General features: G+C 69.4%; 17 protein-coding genes. 11 read left to right on the plus strand and 6 right to left on the minus strand.

Translation table 11 applies throughout. The features are described from left to right. The first annotated feature begins 5 nt into the window (after positions 1 to 5). From ACIBJG_RS10715 to ACIBJG_RS10730, 4 genes are read left to right on the plus strand one after another with little or no spacing between them, the layout of a single operon-like run. Positions 6 to 761 (plus strand): toll/interleukin-1 receptor domain-containing protein, encoded by a 756-nt coding sequence (locus ACIBJG_RS10715; RefSeq protein ID WP_399306700.1) that lies wholly within the window; start codon positions 6 to 8, stop codon positions 759 to 761. After that, positions 758 to 2,761: a hypothetical protein gene (locus ACIBJG_RS10720; protein WP_399306702.1), complete on the plus strand. Its 2,004-nt coding sequence runs from the start codon at positions 758 to 760 to the stop codon at positions 2,759 to 2,761. Before ACIBJG_RS10715 ends, ACIBJG_RS10720 begins: the two co-directional genes overlap by 4 nt. Next, positions 2,758 to 3,840 (plus strand): hypothetical protein, encoded by a 1,083-nt coding sequence (locus ACIBJG_RS10725; protein WP_399306705.1) that lies wholly within the window; start codon positions 2,758 to 2,760, stop codon positions 3,838 to 3,840. The genes ACIBJG_RS10720 and ACIBJG_RS10725 overlap by 4 nt, the downstream gene beginning before the upstream one ends. A 17-nt stretch (positions 3,841 to 3,857) precedes the next feature. Beyond that, positions 3,858 to 4,295 carry a hypothetical protein gene (locus ACIBJG_RS10730; protein ID WP_399306707.1) on the plus strand — a complete coding sequence of 146 codons (438 nt, stop codon included), beginning with the start codon at positions 3,858 to 3,860 and terminating at the stop codon, positions 4,293 to 4,295. Positions 4,296 to 4,313: 18 nt separating this feature from the next. On the opposite strand, the gene ACIBJG_RS10735 is transcribed toward ACIBJG_RS10730, so the two are convergent. Continuing rightward, the gene (locus ACIBJG_RS10735; protein ID WP_361344328.1) at positions 4,314 to 4,463 is read right to left on the minus strand and encodes a hypothetical protein; all 150 of its coding nucleotides are present in this window, start codon (positions 4,461 to 4,463) and stop codon (positions 4,314 to 4,316) included. A gap of 211 nt (positions 4,464 to 4,674) precedes the next feature. Here ACIBJG_RS10735 and ACIBJG_RS10740 point away from each other — a divergent pair, with 211 nt between their 5' ends. Next, positions 4,675 to 6,342, plus strand: a complete 1,668-nt coding sequence (locus ACIBJG_RS10740) for an ATP-binding protein (RefSeq protein ID WP_399306711.1) — start codon at positions 4,675 to 4,677, stop codon at positions 6,340 to 6,342. 398 nt (positions 6,343 to 6,740) lie between these two features. Here ACIBJG_RS10740 and ACIBJG_RS10745 read toward each other — a convergent pair whose 3' ends face one another. Next, entirely contained in the window at positions 6,741 to 7,163 is a 423-nt protein-coding gene (locus ACIBJG_RS10745; RefSeq protein WP_399306714.1) for a YjbQ family protein, read from the minus strand. 158 nt (positions 7,164 to 7,321) lie between these two features. Here ACIBJG_RS10745 and ACIBJG_RS10750 point away from each other — a divergent pair, with 158 nt between their 5' ends. Continuing rightward, entirely contained in the window at positions 7,322 to 8,413 is a 1,092-nt protein-coding gene (locus ACIBJG_RS10750; protein ID WP_399307211.1) for an NAD(P)-binding domain-containing protein, read from the plus strand. Positions 8,414 to 8,434: 21 nt separating this feature from the next. On the opposite strand, the gene mltG is transcribed toward ACIBJG_RS10750, so the two are convergent. After that, positions 8,435 to 9,295 (minus strand): endolytic transglycosylase MltG, encoded by an 861-nt coding sequence (mltG, locus tag ACIBJG_RS10755; protein WP_399306717.1) that lies wholly within the window; start codon positions 9,293 to 9,295, stop codon positions 8,435 to 8,437. Between the two features lie 512 nt (positions 9,296 to 9,807). Then, entirely contained in the window at positions 9,808 to 11,616 is a 1,809-nt protein-coding gene (locus ACIBJG_RS10760; RefSeq protein ID WP_399306720.1) for an ABC transporter ATP-binding protein, read from the minus strand. A 330-nt stretch (positions 11,617 to 11,946) separates the two neighbouring features. Between ACIBJG_RS10760 and ACIBJG_RS10765 the strand changes: the two genes are divergently transcribed. Both ACIBJG_RS10765 and ACIBJG_RS10770 read left to right on the plus strand, forming a co-directional pair. Beyond that, entirely contained in the window at positions 11,947 to 12,390 is a 444-nt protein-coding gene (locus ACIBJG_RS10765; RefSeq protein ID WP_399306723.1) for a MarR family winged helix-turn-helix transcriptional regulator, read from the plus strand. Positions 12,391 to 12,432: 42 nt separating this feature from the next. Next, positions 12,433 to 15,393 (plus strand): FAD-binding and (Fe-S)-binding domain-containing protein, encoded by a 2,961-nt coding sequence (locus ACIBJG_RS10770; protein WP_399306726.1) that lies wholly within the window; start codon positions 12,433 to 12,435, stop codon positions 15,391 to 15,393. Here ACIBJG_RS10770 and ACIBJG_RS10775 read toward each other — a convergent pair. Then, positions 15,383 to 16,099 (minus strand): L,D-transpeptidase family protein, encoded by a 717-nt coding sequence (locus tag ACIBJG_RS10775; RefSeq protein WP_399307213.1) that lies wholly within the window; start codon positions 16,097 to 16,099, stop codon positions 15,383 to 15,385. The two genes, ACIBJG_RS10770 and ACIBJG_RS10775, sit on opposite strands and share 11 nt — an antisense overlap. 273 nt (positions 16,100 to 16,372) lie before the next feature. Here ACIBJG_RS10775 and ACIBJG_RS10780 point away from each other — a divergent pair, with 273 nt between their 5' ends. Beyond that, complete coding sequence (locus ACIBJG_RS10780) at positions 16,373 to 18,250, plus strand: ABC transporter transmembrane domain-containing protein (protein ID WP_399306729.1); 1,878 nt, start codon at positions 16,373 to 16,375, stop codon at positions 18,248 to 18,250. Then, on the plus strand, positions 18,247 to 20,028 hold the full coding sequence (locus tag ACIBJG_RS10785) for an ABC transporter ATP-binding protein (protein WP_399306732.1): 1,782 nt from the start codon (positions 18,247 to 18,249) through the stop codon (positions 20,026 to 20,028). Before ACIBJG_RS10780 ends, ACIBJG_RS10785 begins: the two co-directional genes overlap by 4 nt. A gap of 94 nt (positions 20,029 to 20,122) precedes the next feature. Here the strand turns inward: ACIBJG_RS10785 and ACIBJG_RS10790 are convergent, their stop codons facing one another. Next, complete coding sequence (locus tag ACIBJG_RS10790; protein ID WP_399306735.1) at positions 20,123 to 21,757, minus strand: MFS transporter; 1,635 nt, start codon at positions 21,755 to 21,757, stop codon at positions 20,123 to 20,125. Between the two features lie 275 nt (positions 21,758 to 22,032). Between ACIBJG_RS10790 and ACIBJG_RS10795 the strand changes: the two genes are divergently transcribed. Continuing rightward, positions 22,033 to 23,028, plus strand: coding sequence for an Lrp/AsnC family transcriptional regulator (locus ACIBJG_RS10795; RefSeq protein ID WP_399306738.1), 996 nt, complete (start codon positions 22,033 to 22,035; stop codon positions 23,026 to 23,028). Positions 23,029 to 23,037 lie beyond the last annotated feature (9 nt).

Genomic DNA, 23,037 nt, shown 5'->3' on the forward strand with positions numbered 1-23,037 from the left:
TAGAGATGACCGATGTATTCATCAACTACCGCACAGGGGACGGCGACAAGACGGCTGCCCTGATCGACCAGGAGCTCTCACGTCGCTTCGGCAGTGACCGGATTTTCCGAGCCTCGAAGTCCATCGCGCCCGGTCAGGCATATCCCGATGAACTACTGGCGGGCCTGCGTCGCAGCGCGGTGGTTCTGGCTGTCATCGGCCCGGACTGGACTAATTTCCAGAGTCGGCTGCGCGACCCCGAGGACTGGGTACGCAAGGAGATCATGGAGGCGTTCGACTGTGAGCTTGCCGTCGTCCCCGTACTTGACGGCCGGAAGACCGACCGGCTGATCAAAGCCGACCTGCCTGACGAACTGGCCTGGCTTACAGAGATCCAGTCCGTCCCGTTCAGCACACATGACACCGAGGCAGGTCTGAAACGCCTCGGTGACGTGGTGGCCGACATCGTCCCGGGTCTGCCCGACCTGGACCGGGACGCCGTCTCCCCGCTCACACCGGACTCGGTGACCAACTCGATCGGGGATGTGAGCGGCACGGCCGTACAGAGCCGTGACTTCACCGGCGACGTCGGCTCCACCGTCATCAAAGCCTCCACCGGGCCCGTCCACACGGGCCAGGGCGACATCTACCAGAATTCCCGCAATGAGTCAGGTGGCCGGCACTTCTCGGGCGACGGGATGACGTACTTCGAGGGCGACCACCACGGTGACATCAGGCACCGGTTCGGTGAAGCCGAAGGACCTGAGGGCGACGGCCGGTGAGCGAGCGCAGCGGCAGTACATGGGTCACCAGCACGAGCGGGGCCCTGCACAACGGCACCGGGGACATGTACGTCACCTTCGCCGCCGACCAACGGAACTCGGGCAGACCCAGCTTCCGGCGCGTCGCCGACGACCAGCTCGCGTGGCTTCGGCGCGTGCTGGTCGCTCCGCCCGGCATGGGGAACGCCCGCCTCCAACTGGCCGGCACCGGCACCGTGATCCTGGACGGCGCACCTGGCAGTGGCCGCACCTCCGCGGCCCGTGTACTCCTGCGCGAACACCACAAGGAAATCGGCGCCTTCCGGGATCTCCTGCCGGGCGAGGAAGGCGAACTGCCCCTCACCGACCCGGAGCTGGTCGGAGCCGGCGACCGCCTGCTGCTGGATATGTCGGCCGCCGAGGCCGTCCGGTGGGCCGCCGCCCAGGCCGATCTCTCCGCCCTCCGCAAGGCGGTACACGAGCAGAACGCACATCTCGTGGTCGTCATGCCTCATGGGGGAATCCTCGACTCCGACCTGCAGCAGTACAGGGTCGAGATTCAGCAGCCATGCCGCAAGCGAGTCCTGCGGCGGCACCTTCGCGTGCATGGGGTGCCGAGCGAGCACTACCTCCGCCCGGATGCCACAGTCACGGAATTCGTCAGCGAGCAGAGGCCACTGCGGGAGATAGCGGACTTCGCCGACCTGGTACGGCGTGCGCGCGAGGCCCACGCGTGGAACGAAGGGTTCGCGCAGTGGTGCACAACTGCACACAAGGCACGGGCCGACCGGCGAGAAGAGGTCGCCACCCTCGTCGCCACGCTGGGTGACAGTCCTCAGAGGGCATTGCTGATCAGCGTCGCCATGCTCCACGGAGCTCACTCCGACGTCATCCATCACGCCACTCAACTCCTGCTGGACACCGTGGGTTCGCTGCCCGACGATGTCCCGCTGCTCCAACGTAAGGATCTCGCGGAGCGCTTGGGGGAGATCTCCGCCGGTGCCGGACCGGACGGTCACGTGCGGTTCAGGGAGTTGGACCACGACTCGGCCGTCCGCGCTCACTTCTGGGACCATATGCCCGATCTTCGCCGGTATCTGGGTATGTGGACGGCGCGCAGCGTGGCGCTGAGCGGCCCCCACATCACCCAGGAACTCCGCGACGCCCTCGTGGCGAAACTCGCCGGGGAGTATCTGCGGACCGGTCGCCCGGAAAGTCTGGCGTCTCTGGCCGAAGCCTGGGGCTCGACGGCCGCGAACAGGGCTGGGCTGGAGGCCGCCGTCCAGGCACTCACCTGTGGTCTCGGTGATCCCGTACATGCGAGGAGCTTCCGGGGCTGGATCTACAAGTGTTGCATCGGCAAGCAACTCAAGGAACAGTTCGCCCAGGTCCTGGTCCGGGTCTGTGCCGAAGTCATCGCAGCCGACCACCCCGACCAAGCCATGCTCCGGCTGTACTACCTGGCTCGCCACGAGCAAGGCACCGTCGGCGCACTGCAAGCGCTGAGTGACCTGGTGGCGCAGAGCCACCGACTGCGCCGTAGATTGCTCCACCGGTTGGCGCGCTCCGAACTCTCGCAGGCCGACCTCGGCATCTTCCTGCGGGTCGGCGTCGCCGAAGCGCTGACCGACCCGTACGACAACGGGCGCGCGCTGGTGGAGGAGGAGAGCGTGCAGTCGTCCGTGACCGCCTGCTGGCGCGCCGTACTGAACGGGCTGCCTCGGCCGACATGGCAACCGTACGCAGAACGCTGGATGCACGCAGCGGCTGATGACTGGCGCGAGGGTGACCTCTTGCTCGAACTCCTCGTCAGTGCCGCCGACCGGTGCGAGGGCCGACGCGGTGCAGCCTTCGCCGCGCTCTACGCGAGCGCCCGCGACGCCGAACGCACCGCGCCCGTCGGATCCTCGCGCGCCGCGCTCACTACCGACCTGCTACTTCAGAAGATCTGCTCAGCTCAGCGCCTGAGCCGCCCGACTACACCGCCTCGCACGGAATCAACCAGGGGGACCGAACCGTGACCACCGGACACAAGACGACAACCGTCTTCCTCACCATCCTGTGCGGTCTGGTGCTGACCATTTTCGGCCTGACGGAACAGTGGCCCACATGGGCTTGGCCGCCCCTTGCGGTGATCCTCGTCGCGGCCCCCGGCGTGGCTTTCAAAATCGCCGGGCGTCGCCGCGGCTCCGTGCCAGTCGCCTTCGAGGAACACCACACGGCGGCTCCCATCGACCGCACGGAGCACCACGTCAGCCGAGTGGCACTTCCCAGTCACTGGCCCGACTACGACTTCTTGATCTCCGCAACTGTTCGCTGGTACGCCCTCGACGCTTCCCGCCCCGGCCGGGTACTGAACCCGGCGGGACTCGCCGTCGAATCCGTACTGGACCGTGCCCGAGTGGTCACCGAGCAGCGGGAGCCCGGTCGGGTCTCACTCGTCCAGCACGAGCTGAGCGGTGCGCTCAGCTCGCTGCTTCCTGACAGCACGGGGCAGCTCCACGCCATGGCGGAGGATGTGCGGCTCACCCTGCACGAGCACGACCAAGAACGCCTGGACAGCCTCGCCGGGGTACGCAAGGACCAGGCAGTCTGGGAGCACCAGCGGAAATACGAGCAGAGCAAGCGCAAGTACCTGGGCGAAGACGTGCTGAAGGACACCGGCAGCGCCGTGGTCTGGTGGCTCGCCAAGAACGACGAAAAGGTCGAGAGGACTGTGGAAGACCTCGGCTTGCTCGCCCGGCTTACTTCCGCGGCCAACGACACCGACGTTCCCGAACGGCTGCGGGACCTCATCCCGCAGCCGCGTGAGGTGGAGGACGGCCAGGTGCTTGCGGATCGGCAGGCAGCCCCCTTCGGCCGGGCACCGACGGCCGCGGACCACCTCGCGGACGCGCTGACCGCTCTCAACCTCGAGGACGCGGACACCCAAAGGAGGTTGCTGGCCAAGCAGTTCGCCGACGCCATCAGGGACCAAGACCAGCATGAGACGGCTGACGCTCTGGTGCGCCGGTTCGACCCGCCGGCGGCCTTCACCCCGGACGACGGAGAGCAGCCTGAGAGCACCGGCGGCGCAACCCGACCGACATCCGGGATCTGACCCTAGGAAAGGAAACAATGGAAGCCGAGTTCACCGCTCTCGCCGCCTCGGGAGCGACCACGTTGGTCTCACTCATGGTCACCGATTCTTGGACGCAGGCGCGTGCGCTCGTCGGCCGGCTCTTGTCACGTGCTGATGCAGGCGGCACCACGATCGCCGACCTTGACGCCGCACGGACCAGGCTGCTTGCTGGCGACGCGCAGGCCACCTGTGAGATCACGGACCGATGGCACACGGACCTGTACAGGCTTCTACAGACGGCCTCTGTCACCAGCGCTGAGCTGCATGAGGTGCTGACCTCTCTCCGGCAGCTGGTCAACACATCCGTGGCCCACCCGGTACCCGTATACAACAACGTCAACGGCGGAGTTCAGCACGGCCCTGTGATCCAGGCAGGCCGGATTACAGGGCTCACCTTCCATGTCCGTGGCACCGGCCTCCCCGTGGAGGACTGAGATGCGCGCGAACCGGCCTCACTTACGGGCGATCAGCTCAGCGAGGAGGGTCACCACCGTGGCGGCTCCCACGACAGCGGCACCGACTTCAGGTGCGTATAACGTCAAGGCGGTAACGAGGACGCCGACCAGTAGAAGAGCAGCAGCGCGCACATTCGTGTCTTCCATGTACATTCACCTTCCACGCAGGAGAACTGGGATGTGAATCCAGCGTGGGCCCCTCGCGGAGGGCTTTGACGACCGGAGACGCCCCCTGACGGCTTCGGCCAAAAGTGGCCGCCACCTGACACGATCTCGGCCGAAACTTGGTGAATCCCGGGCACACCTATCACCCCATCTGGTTGACAGGATCTGACACAGGCCAGCGAGAGAGGATCACATGTCAGGCATCCAGTCCTGGAGGAAGCCCGACCTGCGGGCACGCCCGGTCCTTAGGAAGCTCAACGATGAGCTGCACGAACTGCGGTTGGACGCAGGGCTTCCATCTGCGCGAACGATTCGCGACCGGATCGGGAAGGACGCGCAGGAATACTGGATCGCGAACCACCAGGCAGTGTTGAACACCTTCCAGAAGCCGGATCTGCCCCGCTTGGGCCGCCTGGAGCTCATCGTCGAGGTCCTGTCGGAGGATGCAGGCCACAGCGACACACGAGGCGAAGTTACCCGGTTCAAGAGCCTATGGAAGCAAGCATTCGACGAAACTGTCTCGCAGGCATCAGTACAGCCGCCGACGGAGGCTGCAAGGGTTGGCGACGACGAAGCGGAGACCCCTGCCGATTCTCCGGGGGGACAGCCGAAGCAGAGTGTCGGAGACACTCACCAGCACGCTGCAAGAGACCCATCGGCCGACGCAGAGACGCCCCTCGACGCCGACCAAGCCACTGCGCACATCAACTATGCCGAGGAGTCCCTCAAAGGTCTGATCATTAACGCAGCCCAGGCCCTGTGGGACGACAAGGACGCCTTGAGAGTCTTCCTGGGCGTCGTGCGCCGCAGTGAAGGGTTCGTTAGGTTGGCTGACGCAGCTGCCGAGCGCAGGCCGGCAAACGCGACATTCTACGGGGTCGAAAGCAGGGAGTTTGAGGTGGACTCCTCCCCGGCGCGACACGAGCTGGTCATGCTGCATCGTCTCCTCAATGAGCACAGGAGCAAACGGCAGTGGTCTTTCACCTACCTGGGCGAGCAGACTGGCGTCTCGTCAGAAGACTGGATCCGTTGGTACACGCGCGACGAACTGCCGCGAAGAGAGGCGGTCGTAGCCTTTTCTCACATGGCGCATCTGACACTTGAGGATCACGTTCTACTACTCGGGCTTTGGGACGCGGCCTGCGAAGCGTTGGAGGCACAGAGCCGCTTCGACGCATTGCCGGACCGGATCAGTTTCGACGAGGCATGGTCGATGCGCGATCCGGCGACACCGAGGTTGTGGACACTCGCCGGCGTCGGAGGAGAGGATCGACGCGTGTACGGGCCCGACCTCGCCACCGGAACCGCTCCGGCATTCGTCGTGGCCGGGCCATCAGGGTCGGGACGATCCACAGCACTGGTCAACATCGCGCGCTCTCTTCTCGACGTCAACACCCGAGTCGTACTGGCCGCCCCCGAAGCGTCCCCCCTGCGAGAACTAGTCGGCCGTAGTGGCGTGGTGGCCTGCTTCGTCCGAGATGACATCGGGTACGACGAACTCGAGGAAGTCCTGTCGTCGGCATCTCCCGACGAGCCGGTCGTCGTGGTGATGGACGACGCGGAGACCCTGGAAAAGTGCGAGGCTGCGCGTCTGCTCAAGAGCCTGGTGCAGCACGGATTCGAGGAGGGGACGGCCCTAGTGGTGAGCTGTCGCGAGGATAAGCTCCCGCTCAGCTATGGGTGGCTCCAGGAGACGAAGAAGGGCCATCGCGGCCTTCTTTTGTCCCCTCAAGATCGGAGCACGGGCGACGTGGTCGGCATGAGGACCGGAGATGCCATCATCGGCCGGCCTGTCGTCCCTGGCCAAGGCTGGCTACACCTCGGCGACGGCAAGCTTCTGGCTGTGGCTGTCCCTGGGTAAGGCTCCGCCCTTGGCCGACGCTCCGACAGCTGCCTATCCCCCTCCACGCGCTTGCAAACGTAGACCGCTTCGCCCACCTGCCGTAGTGCACCAACGCCGGCATCACCCCCATCAGGACCAACGTCGCGGGCGCCATTTCAGCGTCCAGAAATCGCCCGCAAAACCCACCCCCGCACACAGTGCGCACGCACAAGACTGCAGCTCCAGAGGCGTCGGCCGCCGATTCACGATCGCCACGCACTCCCCATCGCGCGTCGTCGGGAACAGAGGGGCGATGTGGAAGGGAGCCCACCAGAGGTGGAACCACGCTCTGTGACCTCCGTACCGGCGAGCAGCCGCGCTCAGCACTCAGTTGGCGCGGCCGGGCTTCTCCTCTACAGCCCCATCCAAGCGACTCACTAGCCGTAGAAGCTCAACCGCACCTGACGGTTGTAATTAGAGATGTTGGTATCCACCAGGCACACCGACTGCCACGTCCCCAGCTCCAGCCGCCCCGCGATCACGGGCAGCGTCGCATGCGGCGGGACGAATGCCGGAAGTACGTGGTCGCGGCCGTGGCCCGGGCTGCCGTGGCGGTGTTGCCAGCGGTCGTCCGCGGGGAGCAGGGCGTGCAGGGCCGAGAGAAGGTCGTCGTCGCTGCCCGCGCCGGTCTCCAGAATGGCGATGCCGGCGGTCGCGTGCGGGACAAAGATGTTGAGCAGGCCGTCACGGCCTGGGGCCACCCTGGTGAGGAACTGTTCGCAGTCGGACGTCAGGTCGGTGACGGTCTCCGTCGTACCCGTGGTGATGTGCAGGACGCTGGTGGTGAAGGCAGAGGACATGGGCTCATTGTCCTGCCCGCACCGCGGGATGGCGCGTCCACGTGCCGAGACGGCGTGGCCGGATCGCCCGGAGGCAGGCCGCTGCTGAGCGTGGTGACGGGCGCCGCGGGAAGATCCTCGCCACCCGCACGGTTGGTAGAAGCGTGAACAACATCGGGGTGCACTCAGTGGATGTCGTGGTGATCGGCGCCGGGCAGGCAGGGTTGTCGAGCGCCTACCATCTGCGGCGCAGCGGTCTGGAGCCGGACCGCGATTTCGTGGTCCTCGACCACGCCCCGCGCCCCGGCGGCGCCTGGCAGTTCCGCTGGCCCTCGTTGACGTACGGCAAGGTGCACGGCATGCACGCGTTGCCCGGCATGGAGCTGACGGGCGCCGATGACAACCGGCCCTCCTCCGAGGTGATCGGGGCGTACTTCGACACGTACGAGCGCACCTTCGACCTGCGGGTGCACCGGCCTGTCGAGGTCAGCGCGGTGCGTGAGGGTACGGGCGGGCGGCTGCTCGTCGAGACGTCCGAGGGGACGTACGCGACGCGGGCCCTGATCAATGCCACCGGGACCTGGGACCGGCCGTTCTGGCCGCGCTACCCGGGCCAGGAAAGCTTTCGTGGCCGGCAGCTGCACACGGCGAACTATCCGGGGCCGGCCGAGTTCGCCGGGCAGCGGGTGGTCGTCGTGGGCGGTGGGGCGTCCGGGACCCAGCACCTGATGGAGATCGCCGAGGTGGCGGCGGACACCTTCTGGGTGACGCGCCGGCCCCCGGTGTTCAGGGAGGGCCCGTTCGGTGCCGACCAGGGCCGGGCGGCCGTGGCCATGGTGGAGGAGCGGGTGCGGCGCGGGCTGCCCCCGCAGAGTGTCGTGAGCGTCACCGGGCTACCGGTCACCGATGCGGTCCGGCGCGCCCGCGAGTCGGGGGTGCTCGACCGGCTGCCCATGTTCGACCGGATCACTCCCGGCGGCGTGGCCTGGGACGACGGTCGCACCGTCGAGGCCGATGTCATCCTCTGGGCGACCGGTTTCCGGGCCGCCGTCGACCATCTCTCCCCGCTGAGGCTTCGCGAACCCGGCGGCGGGATCCGGGTCGAGGGGACGCAGGCCGTGCGCGACGAGCGCATCCATCTCGTCGGGTACGGGCCGTCCGCCTCCACCATCGGCGCCAACCGGGCCGGGCGCTCTGCCGTGCGGGCGATCAGCCGGCTGCTCGGGCGCGCCGAGCCCGCCGCGGCGGGGACTTCGTCCGTGCTCGCGTGAGAGCGCGATTCGGCGTGCCGCTCAGCCGTTGCCGGCCTCGCGGCGGTTGCGGTTGAACTCGGCCACGTTGCGCTGCTGCTCCGCGTAGTCGTCGGTGAAGCGGGTGTCGCCGGGCGCGACCGTGACGAAGTACAGCCAGGGGCCGGGGCTGGGGCTGATCGCCGCCACCATCGCCTGCTCTCCGTGGTTGCCGATGGGGGTGGGCGGGAGGCCTTTGCGCTCGTAGCTGTTGTACGGGCTGTCGATCTTCGTGTCACCCGTGGTGGTGTCCAGCGTGCTGCGGTTCATCGCGTAGTTGAGCGTGGAGTCCATCTGGAGCGGCATGCCACGGTCGAGCCGGTTGTGGATGACCCGGGCCACCTTGCCCATGTCGGACTCGGTGTCCGCTTCGGCCTGGACCATGCTCGCGATGGTCACCGTCTGGTAGACGGTGACGTTGTTGCGCTGCGCGTCGGCCGTGATGTGGTCGGCGCCGAATCGGCTCACCGCCGTGTCGACCATGTAGCGCAGCATGCTCTTCGGGGTGGTGCCGGAGGTGATGGGGTACGTCGCCGGGAAGAGGTAGCCCTCGGGGTTGCCCTTCGCCTCCGCCGGAAGGGGCAGGTCCGCCGTCGCGACCGCCTTCTCCGTGGTCCCCGCGGGTTCGCCAAGGGCCTTGTCGGCGGCCAAGTACACCTGTGAGGCCCGCCATCCCTCCGGAATGACCAGGGTGCGGGACTGCTCGGTCTTCGACTCCCTGGTCAGCAGCGGTACGAGCACGGCAGCAGCCACCGCCAGGACGAGGACGGTGCCGATGATCAGGGCCAGGCGGCCGCGCCGGGTCGGGCGGATCCTGCGGCCGGACCTGCGGCCAGGAGGGACGTCCGGGGACTCGTTCACCATGCGGGCACGCTATCCCGCGCCGATCGAGGCGTCGGTACCCCGTCCGCGACGACACGCGGTACGCACATTGCGATGCGAACAAACGAACAGGGGATCGGGTGTTCGCTGGAACGCGTGATCGTGTCGGCATTCGTTGCTCAACCACCCGGCGGCAGCTGATGATTACAGGGCGCAAGCGACGGGCTGCAGACCGCGACTGTGCTGTCCCAGAGATTCGCCATGCACAAGGAGAAACACCCGATGAACCTGATCACCAACCTGCTGGCCGGCGTCGTCCACTTCGTGGGTTGGCTCATCTGATCCATTGATTCCGCCCGGCGCCGTCGCTCCCCGTCCCACGGGGGTGGCGGCGCCGTCGCGTGTGCCGTGTCCGCCGGGGCCAGAGGCCCCGGGGTCCGCGAAGGGGCGGGAGGGCGGCGCAGCCGCGGCGATCGGAACGGCCTGGACGAGAGGGAGTGGGCGACGAAGGTGATGAACGCCTGACCGGCGGGCCATTCGCCGCGCCCTACCGGTCAGCTCGCAACCGGAGCGAGCCGGGTGTCGTCCCTGCGGACCAGGGCCGCGTACCGGCCGTCCTGCCGCAGCAGTTCCTCGTGACTGCCGCGCTCCGCCGTGCGACCGCCGTCGAGGACGACGATCTGGTCGGCATCGCGGACGGTGGAGAGCCGGTGGGCAATGGTGATCGTCGTACGTCCGGCGGAGAGCGCGTCGATCGCCTCCTGTACGGCAAACTCGGTACGGGTATCGAGGGCGCTCGTCGCCTCGTCGAGGATCAGCACCGGCGGGTCGCGCAGGATCGTGCGGGCAATGGCCAGGCGCTGCTTCTCGCCTCCCGAGAACCGATAGCCCCGTTCACCGACGAGGGTGTCGTAGCCGTCGGGCAGCGAGGCGATGTGGTCGTGGATCTGCGCGGCGCGGGCCGCCGCCTCGATCTCCTCGTCGGTTGCCTCCGGCTTGGCGAAGCGCAGGTTATCGGCGACCGAGGCGTGGAAGAGGTACGTCTCCTGGGAGACCACGCCTACCGCCCTGGCGAGGGTGTCGAAGTCCAGTTCGCGCACGTCGACCCCGTCCAGCGTGACCCGGCCGCCGGTGACGTCGTAGAGCCTCGGCACCAGGTAGCTGAGGGTGGACTTGCCGGAACCTGTGGGACCGACGACCGCCAGGCTGGCGCCGGCGGGCACGGTCACGTCGACGCCGCTGAGGGTCGGGCCGCTCTTCTCGTCGTAGCTGAAGTCGACGTTCTCGAAGCGGACCTCGCCGCGGATCTTCTCCAGGCGTACCGGCTTCTCCGGCTCGGTGATGTCCACCGTGAGGTCGAGGTATTCGAAGATCCGCTGGAACAGGGCGAGGGACGTCTGCATCTGCACCCCGGTGGAGAGCAGGCTCACGGCGGGCCGGAAGAGGCCCTGCTGGAGCGAGACGAAGGCTACGAGCGTACCGATCGAGACGTCCGGACCGCCGGACTGCAGGGCGATTCCCGCAGCCCAGTAGATGACGGCCGGCATGGCCGCCATCACGATGCCGATCGTCGACATCCGCCAGCGTCCGGCCATGCTGGAGCGCACTTCGAGGTCGACCAGGCGCTCGGACTCCTCGGCGAAGCCCTTGGTGAGCGAGTCCGAGCGGCCCATGGTGCGGCCGAGCAGGATGCCGCTGACGGAGAGCGATTCGGTCACGGTGGCCGCCATGGCGGCCATCTGCTTCTGGCGCTGGGTGGTGATCCTCTTCCGCTCGCGGCCGACCCGACGGCTGATCCAGACGAAGACCGGCAACAGGAGCAGCGAGACTACGGTGAGCCGCCAGTCGAGCGCCAGCATGGCGACGATCGTGGCGATGACCGCGGTGAGGTTGGAGACCAGGGAGGTCGCCGTCGACGTGACGGTGGCCTGCATGCCGCCGATGTCGTTGGCGATCCGGGACTGGACCTCGCCCGTGCGGGTTTTGGTGAAGAAGGCGAGCGGCATCCGCTGGAGCTGCGTGTAGACGGCGGTGCGCAGGTCGTGCATGACCCGCTGGCCGACCGTCGTGGAGATGAGGGTCTGGAGCACGCCGAAGACGCTGTTCATCACCGCGGTGAGGATCATGCCGAGGGCGAGCAGGGAGAGCAGCCCGGTCCGCCCCTGGGGGATGGCGGTGTCCAGGATCTCGCGCAGCAGGAACGGAGAGGCGACCGACACCAGCGACGAGGCGCCGACGAGCAGTCCGACCACCGCGAGGCGGCCGCGGTAGGGGCGGAAGAGGCGCAGGATGCGACGCACCTCGGCGGGAGGCCGGTCGGCATCCCGGGGCGGGGGTGTCCACGTGGGTTCGTCGGGTTTCATGGGCTCCTTCGTCAGGCGTGCGACAACGATGAGGGGCGGGCGCGGGCGCCTGCGAAGCGTGCGCGTCCAGTGTGCGGGCAGGGCGACCGAAGGCGCTGCTGCGTGCCGTGCCGCCGTGCAGCAAGGACTCGGACATCACACCCGCGATATCCGGAGCAACCCTTGCCTGCGCAGACGGCTCTGCCGGCCGGACTGGCCTACCGGCCGGACTGGTCTACCGGGCCCGGACAGCCCTGTTGGCCGGACTGTACTTGTCGGTCGGACAGGATGAGATCCTAGCTCATTGTTACCTATACTCACAATGAACAAGGTCCTGATATTGTTCCCGGTATGGATTCCCCCGACCCCGACGGCGTGCTCGCCGAACAGCTGCTGCGGCTGACCCGCAGGCTCCAGCGCATTCAGGGCCGCCAGCTGGAGCCGATCGGCATCACCCCCGCGCAGTTCCGGCTCCTGCGCACCGTCGCGCACTACGACGGTCCCCCTCGGATGGCGGATCTCGCCAAGCGTCTCGACGTCGTCCCCCGCGCCGTGACCACGCTGGTCGACGGGCTGGAGGCCAGTGGCCGGGTGCGCCGGGCCCCCGATCCTGACAGCCGTCGGGTGGTCCGGATCGAGATCACGGACGAGGGCATCGCCACGCTGCGGTCGCTGCGCAACGCGCGCCGCGCGGCCGCAGAGGAGATCCTGGCTCCACTGACCGCCGATCAGCGCGAGGTGCTCGGCGGGCTGCTGACCGCTCTGGTCAACGGAATGCCGGAGCGCAACTGCTGACCGGTGCGAAGTGCCGCGCCGAGCCGCCGAGGGGATCTGGACATGCCACTGCTGGAACCGAACCCGGAATCCCTGCGCCCCGGCGTGGCGCGGCCTCCGTCCCACGACCGGGTTCCCGACGCTCAGGCACCGGGCACGCCCGAACCGCTCCGGGGCGAGCTGACCGCGCTCCTGGGCGCGCAGAAGGTGCTCTGGAAGATCTCCGACCTGGTGCGGTACGCCTCCGACGCCAGTCCGTACCGGTTCGTCCCCCAGGTCGTCGTCGTTCCGGAGGACATCGACGACATCTCCGCGATCCTGTCGTACGCCCACGGCAAGGGCCGCAACATCGTCTTCCGGGCCGCGGGCACCAGTCTGAACGGCCAGGCGCAGGCCGAGGACATTCTCGTAGACGTACGACACCACTGGGCGGGCATCGAGGTCCTGGACGGGGGCGCGCGGGCCCGGATCCGCCCGGGGACGACGGTCATGCGGGCGAACGCCACCCTTGCCCGGCACGGCCGGCTGCTGGGGCCGGACCCGGCGAGCGCGATCGCCTGCACGATCGGAGGCGTGGTCGCCAACAACGCCTCCGGTATGACCGCCGGCACCACCCGGAATTCGTACAGAACCGTCTCCTCCCTCACCTTCGTGCTGCCCAGCGGCACGGTGGTGGACACCGGTGATCCCGCGGCGGACGAGGACCTGGCGCACGCGGAGCCGCGGCTCTGCGAGGGGCTGCTCGCTCTCAAGGCCGAGATCGAGGCCGATCCCGCGCTGACCGCCCGGATCCGGGCCAAGTACGAGATCAAGAACACCAACGGCTACCGGCTCGACGCCTTCCTGGACGGTTCGACGCCGGTGGAGATCCTGCGCGGTCTCATGGTCGGTTCGGAGGGGACGTTCGGATTCATCTCCGAGGTCGTTTTCGACACGCTGCCGCTGGACCGCCGGATCTCCACCGCGCTGCTCTTCTTCCCCTCCCTCACGGCCGCTGCGGCAGCCGTCCCGTTGTTCAACGAGGCGGGCGCCATCGCCGTGGAGGTGATGGACGGGAACACCCTGCGCGCCTCGGTCAGCGTCCAGGGGGTGCCCGGCGACTGGGCCGGGCTGCCGAAGGAGACCGCGGCCCTGCTGGTGGAGTTCCGAGCTCCGGACGAAGCGGGCCAGGAGGTGTACGAGGAGGCGGCGGCCGCGGTCGTGCGGCGGCTGGAGCTGGTCCGGCCCGTCACGTCGGTGACCAATGAGTTCACCCGGGACGCCCGGACCATCTCCGGTTACTGGAAGGCCCGCAAGGCCTTCGTCACCGCCGTCGGCGGCTCCCGGCCGTCCGGTACGACGCTGATCACGGAGGACTTCGCGGTCCCGCCCTCCCGGCTGGCCGACGCCTGCGAGGCCCTGCTGGGGCTGCAGGCCGAGCACGGTTTCGATGCCGCCGTCGCGGGCCACGCGGCCCACGGCAATCTGCACTTCCTGCTGGCGTTCGACGCGGCGAAGCAGTCCGACGTCGACCGGTACGCCGCCTTCATGGCGGACTTCTGCCGGCTCACCGTGGAACGGTTCGACGGATCGCTCAAGGCGGAGCACGCCACCGGCCGCAACATCGCCCCCTTCCTGGAGCTGGAGTGGGGGCCGCGGGCGACCGAGCTGATGTGGCGTACGAAGCAGGTCATCGACCCCGCCGGGGTACTGGCGCCCCGGATCGTGCTGGACCGCGACCCGAAGGCCCATCTGCGCGGGCTGAAGACCATTCCCCAGGTCGAGGCGGTGGCCGATCCCTGCATCGAGTGCGGTTTCTGCGAACCGACCTGCCCCAGCCACGACCTGACCACCTCACCGCGTCAGCGCATCGTGCTGCGCCGCGAGATGATGCGACAGCCGGACGGTTCGCCGGTGGAGACGGGACTGCTCGACGCCTACGGCTACGACGCCGTCGACACCTGCGCGGGCGACTCCACCTGCAAGCTCGCCTGCCCCGTCGGCATCGACACGGGCGCCATGATGAAGGACTTCCGCCACCAACGGCACTCCCCGCGCGAGGAGCGGATCGCCGCGCTCACCGCGAAGAACTTCCGCGCCGTCGAAGCCGCGGCCCGGCTGGCGGTCGCCGCGGCCGGCCGGATCGACGACCGGCTGCTCCAAGGTGTCACCGCTCTCGCCCGCAAGGCCGTCCGCCCCGATCTGCTGCCCGAATGGCTGCCGGAGATCCCCGGCGCGGCCGCCCGGAAGCTGCCCCGTACCGCCAGGGTGGGAGCGAGCGCGGTCTACTACCCGGCCTGCGTCAACCGCATCTTCGGCGGCCCCGAGGGGCATCGCGGCCCGTCGCTGCCCCAGGCCGTGGTCCTCGTCTCGGCGCGTGCCGGCAAGCCCGTCTGGATTCCGGAGGACGTCGCGGGCACCTGCTGCGCGACGATCTGGCACTCCAAGGGGTACGACGCCGGAAACGCCGTGATGGCCAACCGGATCGTCGAGGCCGCCTGGGGCTGGACCGCCGGCGGAAAGCTGCCGCTGGTCGTCGACGCCTCCTCGTGCACGCTGGGCATCGCCCACGAGGTGGTGCCGTATCTGACCGAGGACAACCGGGCGTTGCACCGGGAGCTGACGGTGGTCGACTCGCTGGTGTGGGCGGCCGACGAGCTCCTGCCGGAGCTGACGGTGCTGAGGAGGACCGGCTCGGCGGTACTGCACCCGACGTGCTCGATGGAACACCTCGACGACGTCGCACAGTTGCGCGCGGTCGCGGAGGCCTGCGCGGACGAGGTCGTGATCCCGGACGACGCCGCGTGCTGCGGCTTCGCGGGCGACCGGGGCATGCTGCACAAGGAGCTGACCGACTCGGCCACGGCGAAGGAGGCCGCCGAGGTGAACACCCGGGAGTACGACACGTATCTGTGCGCCAACCGCATGTGCGAGATCGGGATGGACCGGGCGACCGGGCGTTCGTACCACTCGGCACTGATGGAGCTGGAACGCGCGACCCGCCCCGGGCCCGCACAGGTACCGGAGAGCTCGCTCAGGCCTTGAGGCTCGCGCGGTCGCCCATCACCACGACCGGGTTCTGCTTCGGGTCCAGGGTCTGCAACAGTTTCACCATGGCCGCCTTCGGCAGACTCACGCAGGCCGATGTGCCGCTGCCGTGGTCCATGTGGAGCCAGATGCTGCCGCCCTTCGACTGGCCCTCGGGGCGCGTCGGGTCGTTGGGGGCGGTGCCCTTGACGCGGTTGTAGTCGATGGCGATGACGTAGTCGAAGTCGTGCCAGTAGGGCTTGGCCCAGTAGCGGGGGGCCTGGATCGCGGCGGATTCGCTGTACGGGAGCCGCGCGCCCGGGTCGGACAGCGCGCCGCCCGCGTCGGTGAGGGTGAAGACGCCGACCGGGGAGCGCTTGTCGTCCTCGTGATGGTCGGCGGTCCAGCCCTTGCGGCCGTTGTGGGCCTTCCAGTCGGCGGTCTTGTCCCAGGTGGAGCCGGTCCGGGTGTACAGCACGACCGTGGAGTCCGCCGAGTTCCTGCCCGCGCCGTACACGGCGACGACCTGGCGGGAGTTCTGCGGGATCTTCGACCGCAGCCGGTCACCCACGTCCGGGATGCGCTTCAGGTCGGTGGTCCGCGCCTCGTCCTTGTCCGTCCGGGATCCGGCCGACCGCGCGTCGCCCTTCTCCGGGTCCTGTCCGTCGCCGCACGACGTCAGGGTCGTGAGCAGGACACCGCAGGCGGCCACCGAGGCCACCATTCGTACCGCACCGGCTATACGCATCCGGCCATGCTCGCACCCCCCGGCGGCCGAGGTCGTCCTCGTGTGCGTAGTGCGGTGAATGCGTGCGCAATCTTTACTCCGCGGGCCGGCCCGGCAACTGCCCGGCGTTCACGGGTCCGTACGTAAAAGCGTTTGCCTCGGCCCCTGCGGGGAGCGAGGCTTGGACGGTTTGGTTCCCCACACACCTCCCCCCACGTGTTTATGGAGGTCCCTCGCGGATCTCAGCTCCTTCCGATCTTTTGGGACGTCATGCAAATTCGCGATCTTCCGTACTCGGATCCCGGCGATCCCGATGTCCGGTCGGGCCCTCGCTTCCTTCTCTGGCTCGGCCGCAACCAGATCCGCGGACAGCTCAAGTCCATGTCGTGGGGCCTGCTGCACCAGTGCTCCATCGCGGGGCTGCCGCTCGCCGTGGGATTCGCGGTCCAGTCGGTCGTCGACCGGTCCGGCGGGCGGCTGGCGCTGGCCGGCGGCATGATCGCGGTGCTCGGCGTGCTGATCGCGGTGGGCGACACCATGCTCCACCGCACCGCCGTCACCAACTGGATCACCGCCGCCGCCCGGGTCCAGCAGCTGCTGGCCCGTAAGACCGCGGAGCTCGGCTCGGCGCTGACCCGCCGGGTCGCCGCGGGAGAAGTCGTGGCGGTGTCCACCGGCGATGTGGAGAAGATCGGATGGTTCGTCGAGGCGCTCTCCCGCTTCGTCGCGGCCGCCGCGGCCCTCGTCATCATCTGTGTCGGGCTCGTCCTCTATCTGCCTTCGCTCGGCGTGCTCGTGGCGCTCTCCGTGCCGCTGCTGGCCCTGGCCGTCCTGCCGCTCCTCCCCCAGGCCACGCGCCGCGCCGACGTCCAGCGTGAGAAGGCGGGCAAGGCCACCGAACTGGCCTCGGACACGGTGGCCGGGCTGCGCGTGCTGCGCGGTATCGGCGGCGAGGAGCTGTTCCTCGGCCGCTACCGGCGCGCGTCGCAGGAGGTCCGCAAGGCTGCCGTGCGCAGTGCGCGGATGTGGTCGCTGATCTCGGCGATCCAGGTGCTCCTGCCGGGCGTGCTGCTGATCTCGCTGGTCACCTACGGAGCCACGCTGGCCCGGGACGGGAAGATCGACGTCGGTCAGCTCGTGACGGTGTACAGCGCGGCGACGCTGCTGCTGTTTCCGCTGCGGCACTTCGAGGAGATCGCCATGGCGTACTCCTTCTCCCGGCCGTCCGCGCAGCGCGCGGTCCGGGTCCTCTCGCTGAGCCGGGTCGCACGGCCGTCCACGGTGGACGCGGCTCCGGCCGGTGACCTGTACGACCCGGCCACCGGTCTGATGGCTCCGGAGGGGCTGTTCACCGCGGTGGTCTGCGGCGATCCGGACGAGGCGGGCCGCCTCGCGGACCGGCTCGGCGGCCATGCCCAGCCGGCCGTGGCGCAGGAGGGCGAGGCGGAGGACGCCGCGGCTCCCGCGCTGCCGTCGGTCCTGCTCGGGGGCGTGCCCCTGGACGAGGTGGCGCTGGACGTCGCCCGGACATCCGTCCTGGTCCAGGACAAGGACCCGGTGCTGCTCTCCGGCACGCTGCGCGAACTGCTGGACGTGCCGTCGTCCGGCCGGGTCGCCGCCGCAGACGCGCTGGCGGCCGCACAGTGCGGTGACGTCCTGGACGCGCTCGCGCAGGCATCCGTCAACGAGGACGGCGACCCCATGCACACCCGGATCACCGAGCGCGGCCGGTCGCTGTCGGGCGGCCAGCGTCAGCGGCTCGCCCTGGCGCGGTCGCTGGTGACCGACCCGGAGGCGCTGGTGCTGGACGAGCCGACGTCGGCAGTCGACTCGCACACCGAGGCGCGGGTCGCCGAGGGCATCAAGGCGCTGCGCAGGAACCGTACGACGGTGGCGTTCGCGTCGTCGCCACTGCTGCTCGACCTGGCGGACCGGGTCGCGCTGGTCCACGGCGGCACCGTCGTCGCGGTCGGCACCCACCGTGAACTGCTGCGCGACGAGTCGCGCTACCGCGCGGTCGTGACCCGTGAGACGGACGACGAGATCGCCGCGGCCGGACCGGACTTGAGCGAAGACAGCGAAGTCAGCGAACACAACGAAGGCATTGACACGATCGACACGATCGAGGAAATCGAGGAGAGGGCATGATCGGCGTCGCACCACCGGCGTACGACCCGGCCGCCCCGGAGTCGGCGACGACTCTGCCGGTCGGTACCCCCACGACCGTACGCACCTATGTCCGGGAGCTGATGCGTCGCCACCGGCGGCCGTTCATCGTGGTCACGGTGCTCAACTGCGTCGCGGTGATCTCGTCGATCGCGGGCCCGTACCTGCTGGGCGGACTGGTCGAGGACCTGTCGGGCGGCGTCACCGACCTTCATCTGGAGCGCACCGCCGCGGTGTTCGCGCTGGCGCTGGTCATCCAGACCGTGGTGACCAGGATGATGCGGCTGCGCAGCGCGATGCTGGGCGAGGAGATGCTGGCCGATCTGCGCGAGGACTTCCTCGTGCGGTCGGTGCGCCTTCCGCCGGGTGTGCTGGAGCGGGCCGGGACGGGTGATCTGCTGTCCCGGATCACCACGGACATCGACCGGCTCGCCAACGCCATGCGCGAGGCGGTGCCGCAGCTGGCCATCGGCGTGGTGTGGGCGGGGCTGCTGCTCGCGGCCCTGGCCGTCACCGCTCCCCCGCTGGCGCTCTCGGTCCTCATCGCGCTGCCGGTGCTGATCGTCGGCTGTCGGTGGTACTTCCGCCGGGCGCCGTCGGCGTACCGCTCGGAGGCCGCCGGGTACGCGTCGGTCGCGGCGATGCTCGCGGAGACCGTCGACGCCGGCCGGACCGTGGAGGCGCACCGGCTGGGGGCGCGGCGCGTCGCTCTGTCGGACCGGCGGATCTCGGAGTGGACCGCGTGGGAGCGGTACACACTGTTCCTGCGGTCGGTGCTCTTCCCCGTTATCAACGTCACGTACGTGACGATTCTCGGTGCGGTCCTGATGCTGGGCGGCTGGTTCGTCATCGAGGGCTGGCTCACCGTCGGCCAGCTGACGACCGGCGCGCTGCTCGCGCAGATGATGGTCGATCCGATCGGCCTGATCCTGCGCTGGTACGACGAGTTGCAGGTGGCCCAGGTGTCGCTGGCCCGCCTCGTGGGGGTCCGTGAGATCGAGCCGGACGCGGGGGACGACGGTGTGGCTCCGGACGGCCGTGAGGTGCGCGCCGACGAGGTGCACTTCGGCTACCGCGCCGGGCTCGACGTGCTGCACAAGGTGTCGCTGGACGTCGCTCCCGGTACGCGGATGGCGCTGGTCGGGCCGTCCGGTGCGGGCAAGTCCACCCTGGGCCGGCTGCTGGCCGGGATCTACGCACCGCGGACCGGTGAGGTCACGCTGGGCGGTGCGCAGTTGTCGGAGATGACGGCGGAGCGGGTCCGGACGCATGTGGCCCTGGTCAATCAGGAGCACCATGTGTTCGTCGGGTCGCTGCGGGACAATCTGCTGCTGGCCCGTACCGGTGCCGGGGACGCGGAGCTGTGGGCCTCGCTGGCCGCGGTCGACGCGGACGGCTGGGCGAGGGCCCTCGATGAGGGGCTGGACTCGGAGGTCGGCTCGGGCGGCCTGGTGCTCACCCCGGCACAGGCCCAGCAGATCGCGCTGGCCCGGCTGGTGCTGGCCGATCCGCACACGCTGGTGCTGGACGAGGCGACGTCGCTGCTCGACCCGCGCGCGGCGCGTCATCTGGAGCGCTCGCTGGCCCGGGTGCTGGACGGTCGTACGGTCGTGGCGATCGCCCACCGGCTGCACACGGCGCACGACGCGGATGTGATCGCCGTGGTCGAGCAGGGCCGGATCAGCGAACTGGGCAGCCATGACGAACTGGTGGCGGCGGACGGCGCGTACGCGGCGCTGTGGCGGTCCTGGCACGGGTGACCTGCGCTCACGGCACACGGCGGGCGGGCTCGTTCCTGAGCCCGCCCGCCTCGTCGTTCCGTACCGAAGGCGTTGGCCGTCGGCCGCGTCGCCGTCAGCCGCGTTGCCGCACCGCGGCCGGGTCGCCTCCCCCACCGGATGTGACCTCGTCGGCGGCGGCGCCGGGCACGGGATGCGCGGCAACCGTCACCGTGGCGCTGGATGCCTTGCGTGGCCGGAGCAGGACCACGGACACGAGGGCGGCGAGCAGCGTGAGTGCCGCGGCGACGATGAGGCACAGCCGGAGTCCGTCGAGGAAGGCATCGCCCATCGCCCCGAGGGCCTGTCCGGTGTGCGCGCCCAGGTTCATCCGGGCGACCGCGCCGAGGCCCCCCTCGCGGGCGGTCTCCACGATGTTCTGCCGGTCGGCTCCGGAGATGCCCGCGTCGGCGAGGTGCGCGGGGAAGGTGTCCAGGGCCCTGGCCGTGAGGAGGGCGCCCAGAACGGCCGGGCCCAGTGCGCCGCCGATCTGTCGGAAGGCGTTGTTGCCGGCCGCGGCCATACCGGCCAGGTGGTGCGGGACGGAGGCGACCGCGGTGGCCGTCATCGGCGTCAGGATGCCGCCCATCCCGATGCCCAGCAGGGCCAGCCGCCACGCGATGGACGCGAAGGACGTGTCCGCGTCGAGGGTGGTCATCGAGAGCAGCGCGCCGGAGACGACGAGCAGCCCGGTGGTGATCAGGGCGCGGGCGGGAACGCGGTGCATGAGGCGGGAGACGGGGCCGCCGACGACGATGGATGCTGCGGTGACCATGAGCAGCCGCCAGGCTGCCTGCAAAGTGTCGAGTTGTTGCACCAGGCCGAAGTAGAGGCTCAGCAGGAAGAAGAAGCCGATGAGCCCCAGGAACGTGATCATGGCGACGAGGGTGGTGGCCGTGAACGCCGGGCTGCGGAACAGCGCCAGGTCCAGCATCGGGCTGTCGCTGCGGAGCTCCGCCACGACGAACGCGACTCCACCGGCCACGGCGACGAACAGTGCCACCAGGACCTGCGCGTCGGTGAAGGATCCGGCGCCGCCCTCGATCACTCCGTACACCAGCGCGGTGATCGCCACCGCGGCGGTGATCTGGCCCGGCCAGTCGAGCCGTCGGCCGTGCGGGGCACACGAGTCGGTCAGCAGTCGCGCGGCGAAGACCATCGCGAGCAGCGAGACGGGAACGACCAGGAGGTAGATCCACCGCCAGGCGGCGTATTCCAGGACGATTCCGGCGATCACCGGGCCGACAGCCAGTGCCATCAGGAGCGAGGTGGCCCACAGGCCGATGAACTTGCCGCGCTCCCGGTGGTCGGGCACCGCGTGGCTGATCAGGGCCAGGGTCGTGGGCAGCAGCGCCGCCGCGCCCAGTCCGGCGAGTGCCTGGCCGGCCCACAGCACCTCGATCGACGGGGCTGCCAGCGCGACAGCGGCACCGACGGCGGAGAGCAACAGGCCCGCCTGGAACACCTTCTTGCGCCCGTGGACGTCGCCGACCACGCCGGCGGTCAGGATGAACGCGGCCATGGGGAGAACGAACGCGTCCTGCACCCAGGACAGTTGGGCCGTCGACGCGCCCAGCGCCGCCTGGATGGCGGGCAAACTCACGGCGACGGTGGTCACCGGCAAGTAGGCGACGAATACGCCCAGGCAGGCCATGACGAGCGTGGCCGCCCGTCGGTCGGGCCGGCTGCTCGCCGCGGGTGTGACGTTCAAGGAAGTACTCCTTTGCGACGCGGTGCGCCGCCGTTGATGTCCGAGCGGGGTCTGTCCGGCGGGGATCCAGTGGCGTTCACTCCCGCGGAGCGGCCGCCGCGCGACCCGGACGGCACTGTCCGCGCCGCCGTGGGGCGAGGGCCGAGAAGACGTCAGGCTCTCGCTGCGGACAGACCCGGGCCCAGCATCGGTGAAACGGCACAGAATCCACAAAGCGACAGACGCCCTTGCGGGCAAACCTCCACCCTCACCGTTCGACGTGCCACACTTCCACCGTGATCGACGACGTGGACATGAAAATCCTCCGTGCGCTCCATCGCGCGCCGCGTGCCCCGTTCCGGCTCATCGGCGAAGTGAGCGGGGTGTCGGAGCAGACGGCTGCCCGCCGCTATCAGGCGCTGCGCCGCGCGGGCGTGATGCGGGTGGTGGGACTGGTCGATCCCGCCGTGCACGGCGAGGCCCAGTGGGTCGCGCGCATCCGCTGCCGCCCCGACCGGGTCGCTCCCCTCGCCGACTCTCTCGCCCGGCGCCCCGACATCGCCTATGTCGGCATCGCCTCGGGCGGCTCGGAGATCATCTGTGTCATCCGCTCGCCACTCCATGCCCCGCGCGAGGACATGCTGCTCCAGCAGTTGCCCAGGTCCGCGGCCGTTCTCGACCTGAGCATCGACCTGCTCATCCATCCGTTCGGTGACCCCGGCGCGTCCGGCTGGACCGGCTACGGCGGGCGTCTCACCGCCGAGGAGGAACAACGGCTGGCCGGCAGTCCGCCCCCTGCCCCGGCCGGCCCGCTCCTCCCCCTGGGCGCCGAGGACGGCCCGCTGCTCGACGCCCTCGCCGAGGACGGCCGTGCCACCCACACGCGGCTGGCCGAAGTCACCGGCTGGTCCACGGGCCGCGTCGCCCGCCGACTGGAGTCCCTGGAGACGTCAGGCACCCTCTCGTACGACATCGACCTGCTGCCGGAACACCTCGGCTACCACCTCAACGCCACCCTCTGGCTGCGCGTGGCTCCCGCCCGTCTGGAAGACACCGGAAACGCGATCGCCCGTCACGACGAGGTCGCGTTCGCCGGCGCCACCAGTGGCGACCACAACGTGATGGCCATCGTCATCTGCCGCGACGCCGGGGAGTTCTACCGCTACCTGACCAGCCGCCTCGCCACCACTCCCGGCGTCGACGCCTACGGGGTGAGCATCCGGGTGCGCCGCCTCAAGCAGGCCGCCTCCCTCATCTCGCACGGCCGCCTGGTCCCTCCGGCACCTGTGTAGGCGCGGGGC

The sequence above is a fragment of the Streptomyces sp. NPDC050422 genome, assembly GCF_044458665.1.
GTDB lineage: Bacteria > Actinomycetota > Actinomycetes > Streptomycetales > Streptomycetaceae > Streptomyces.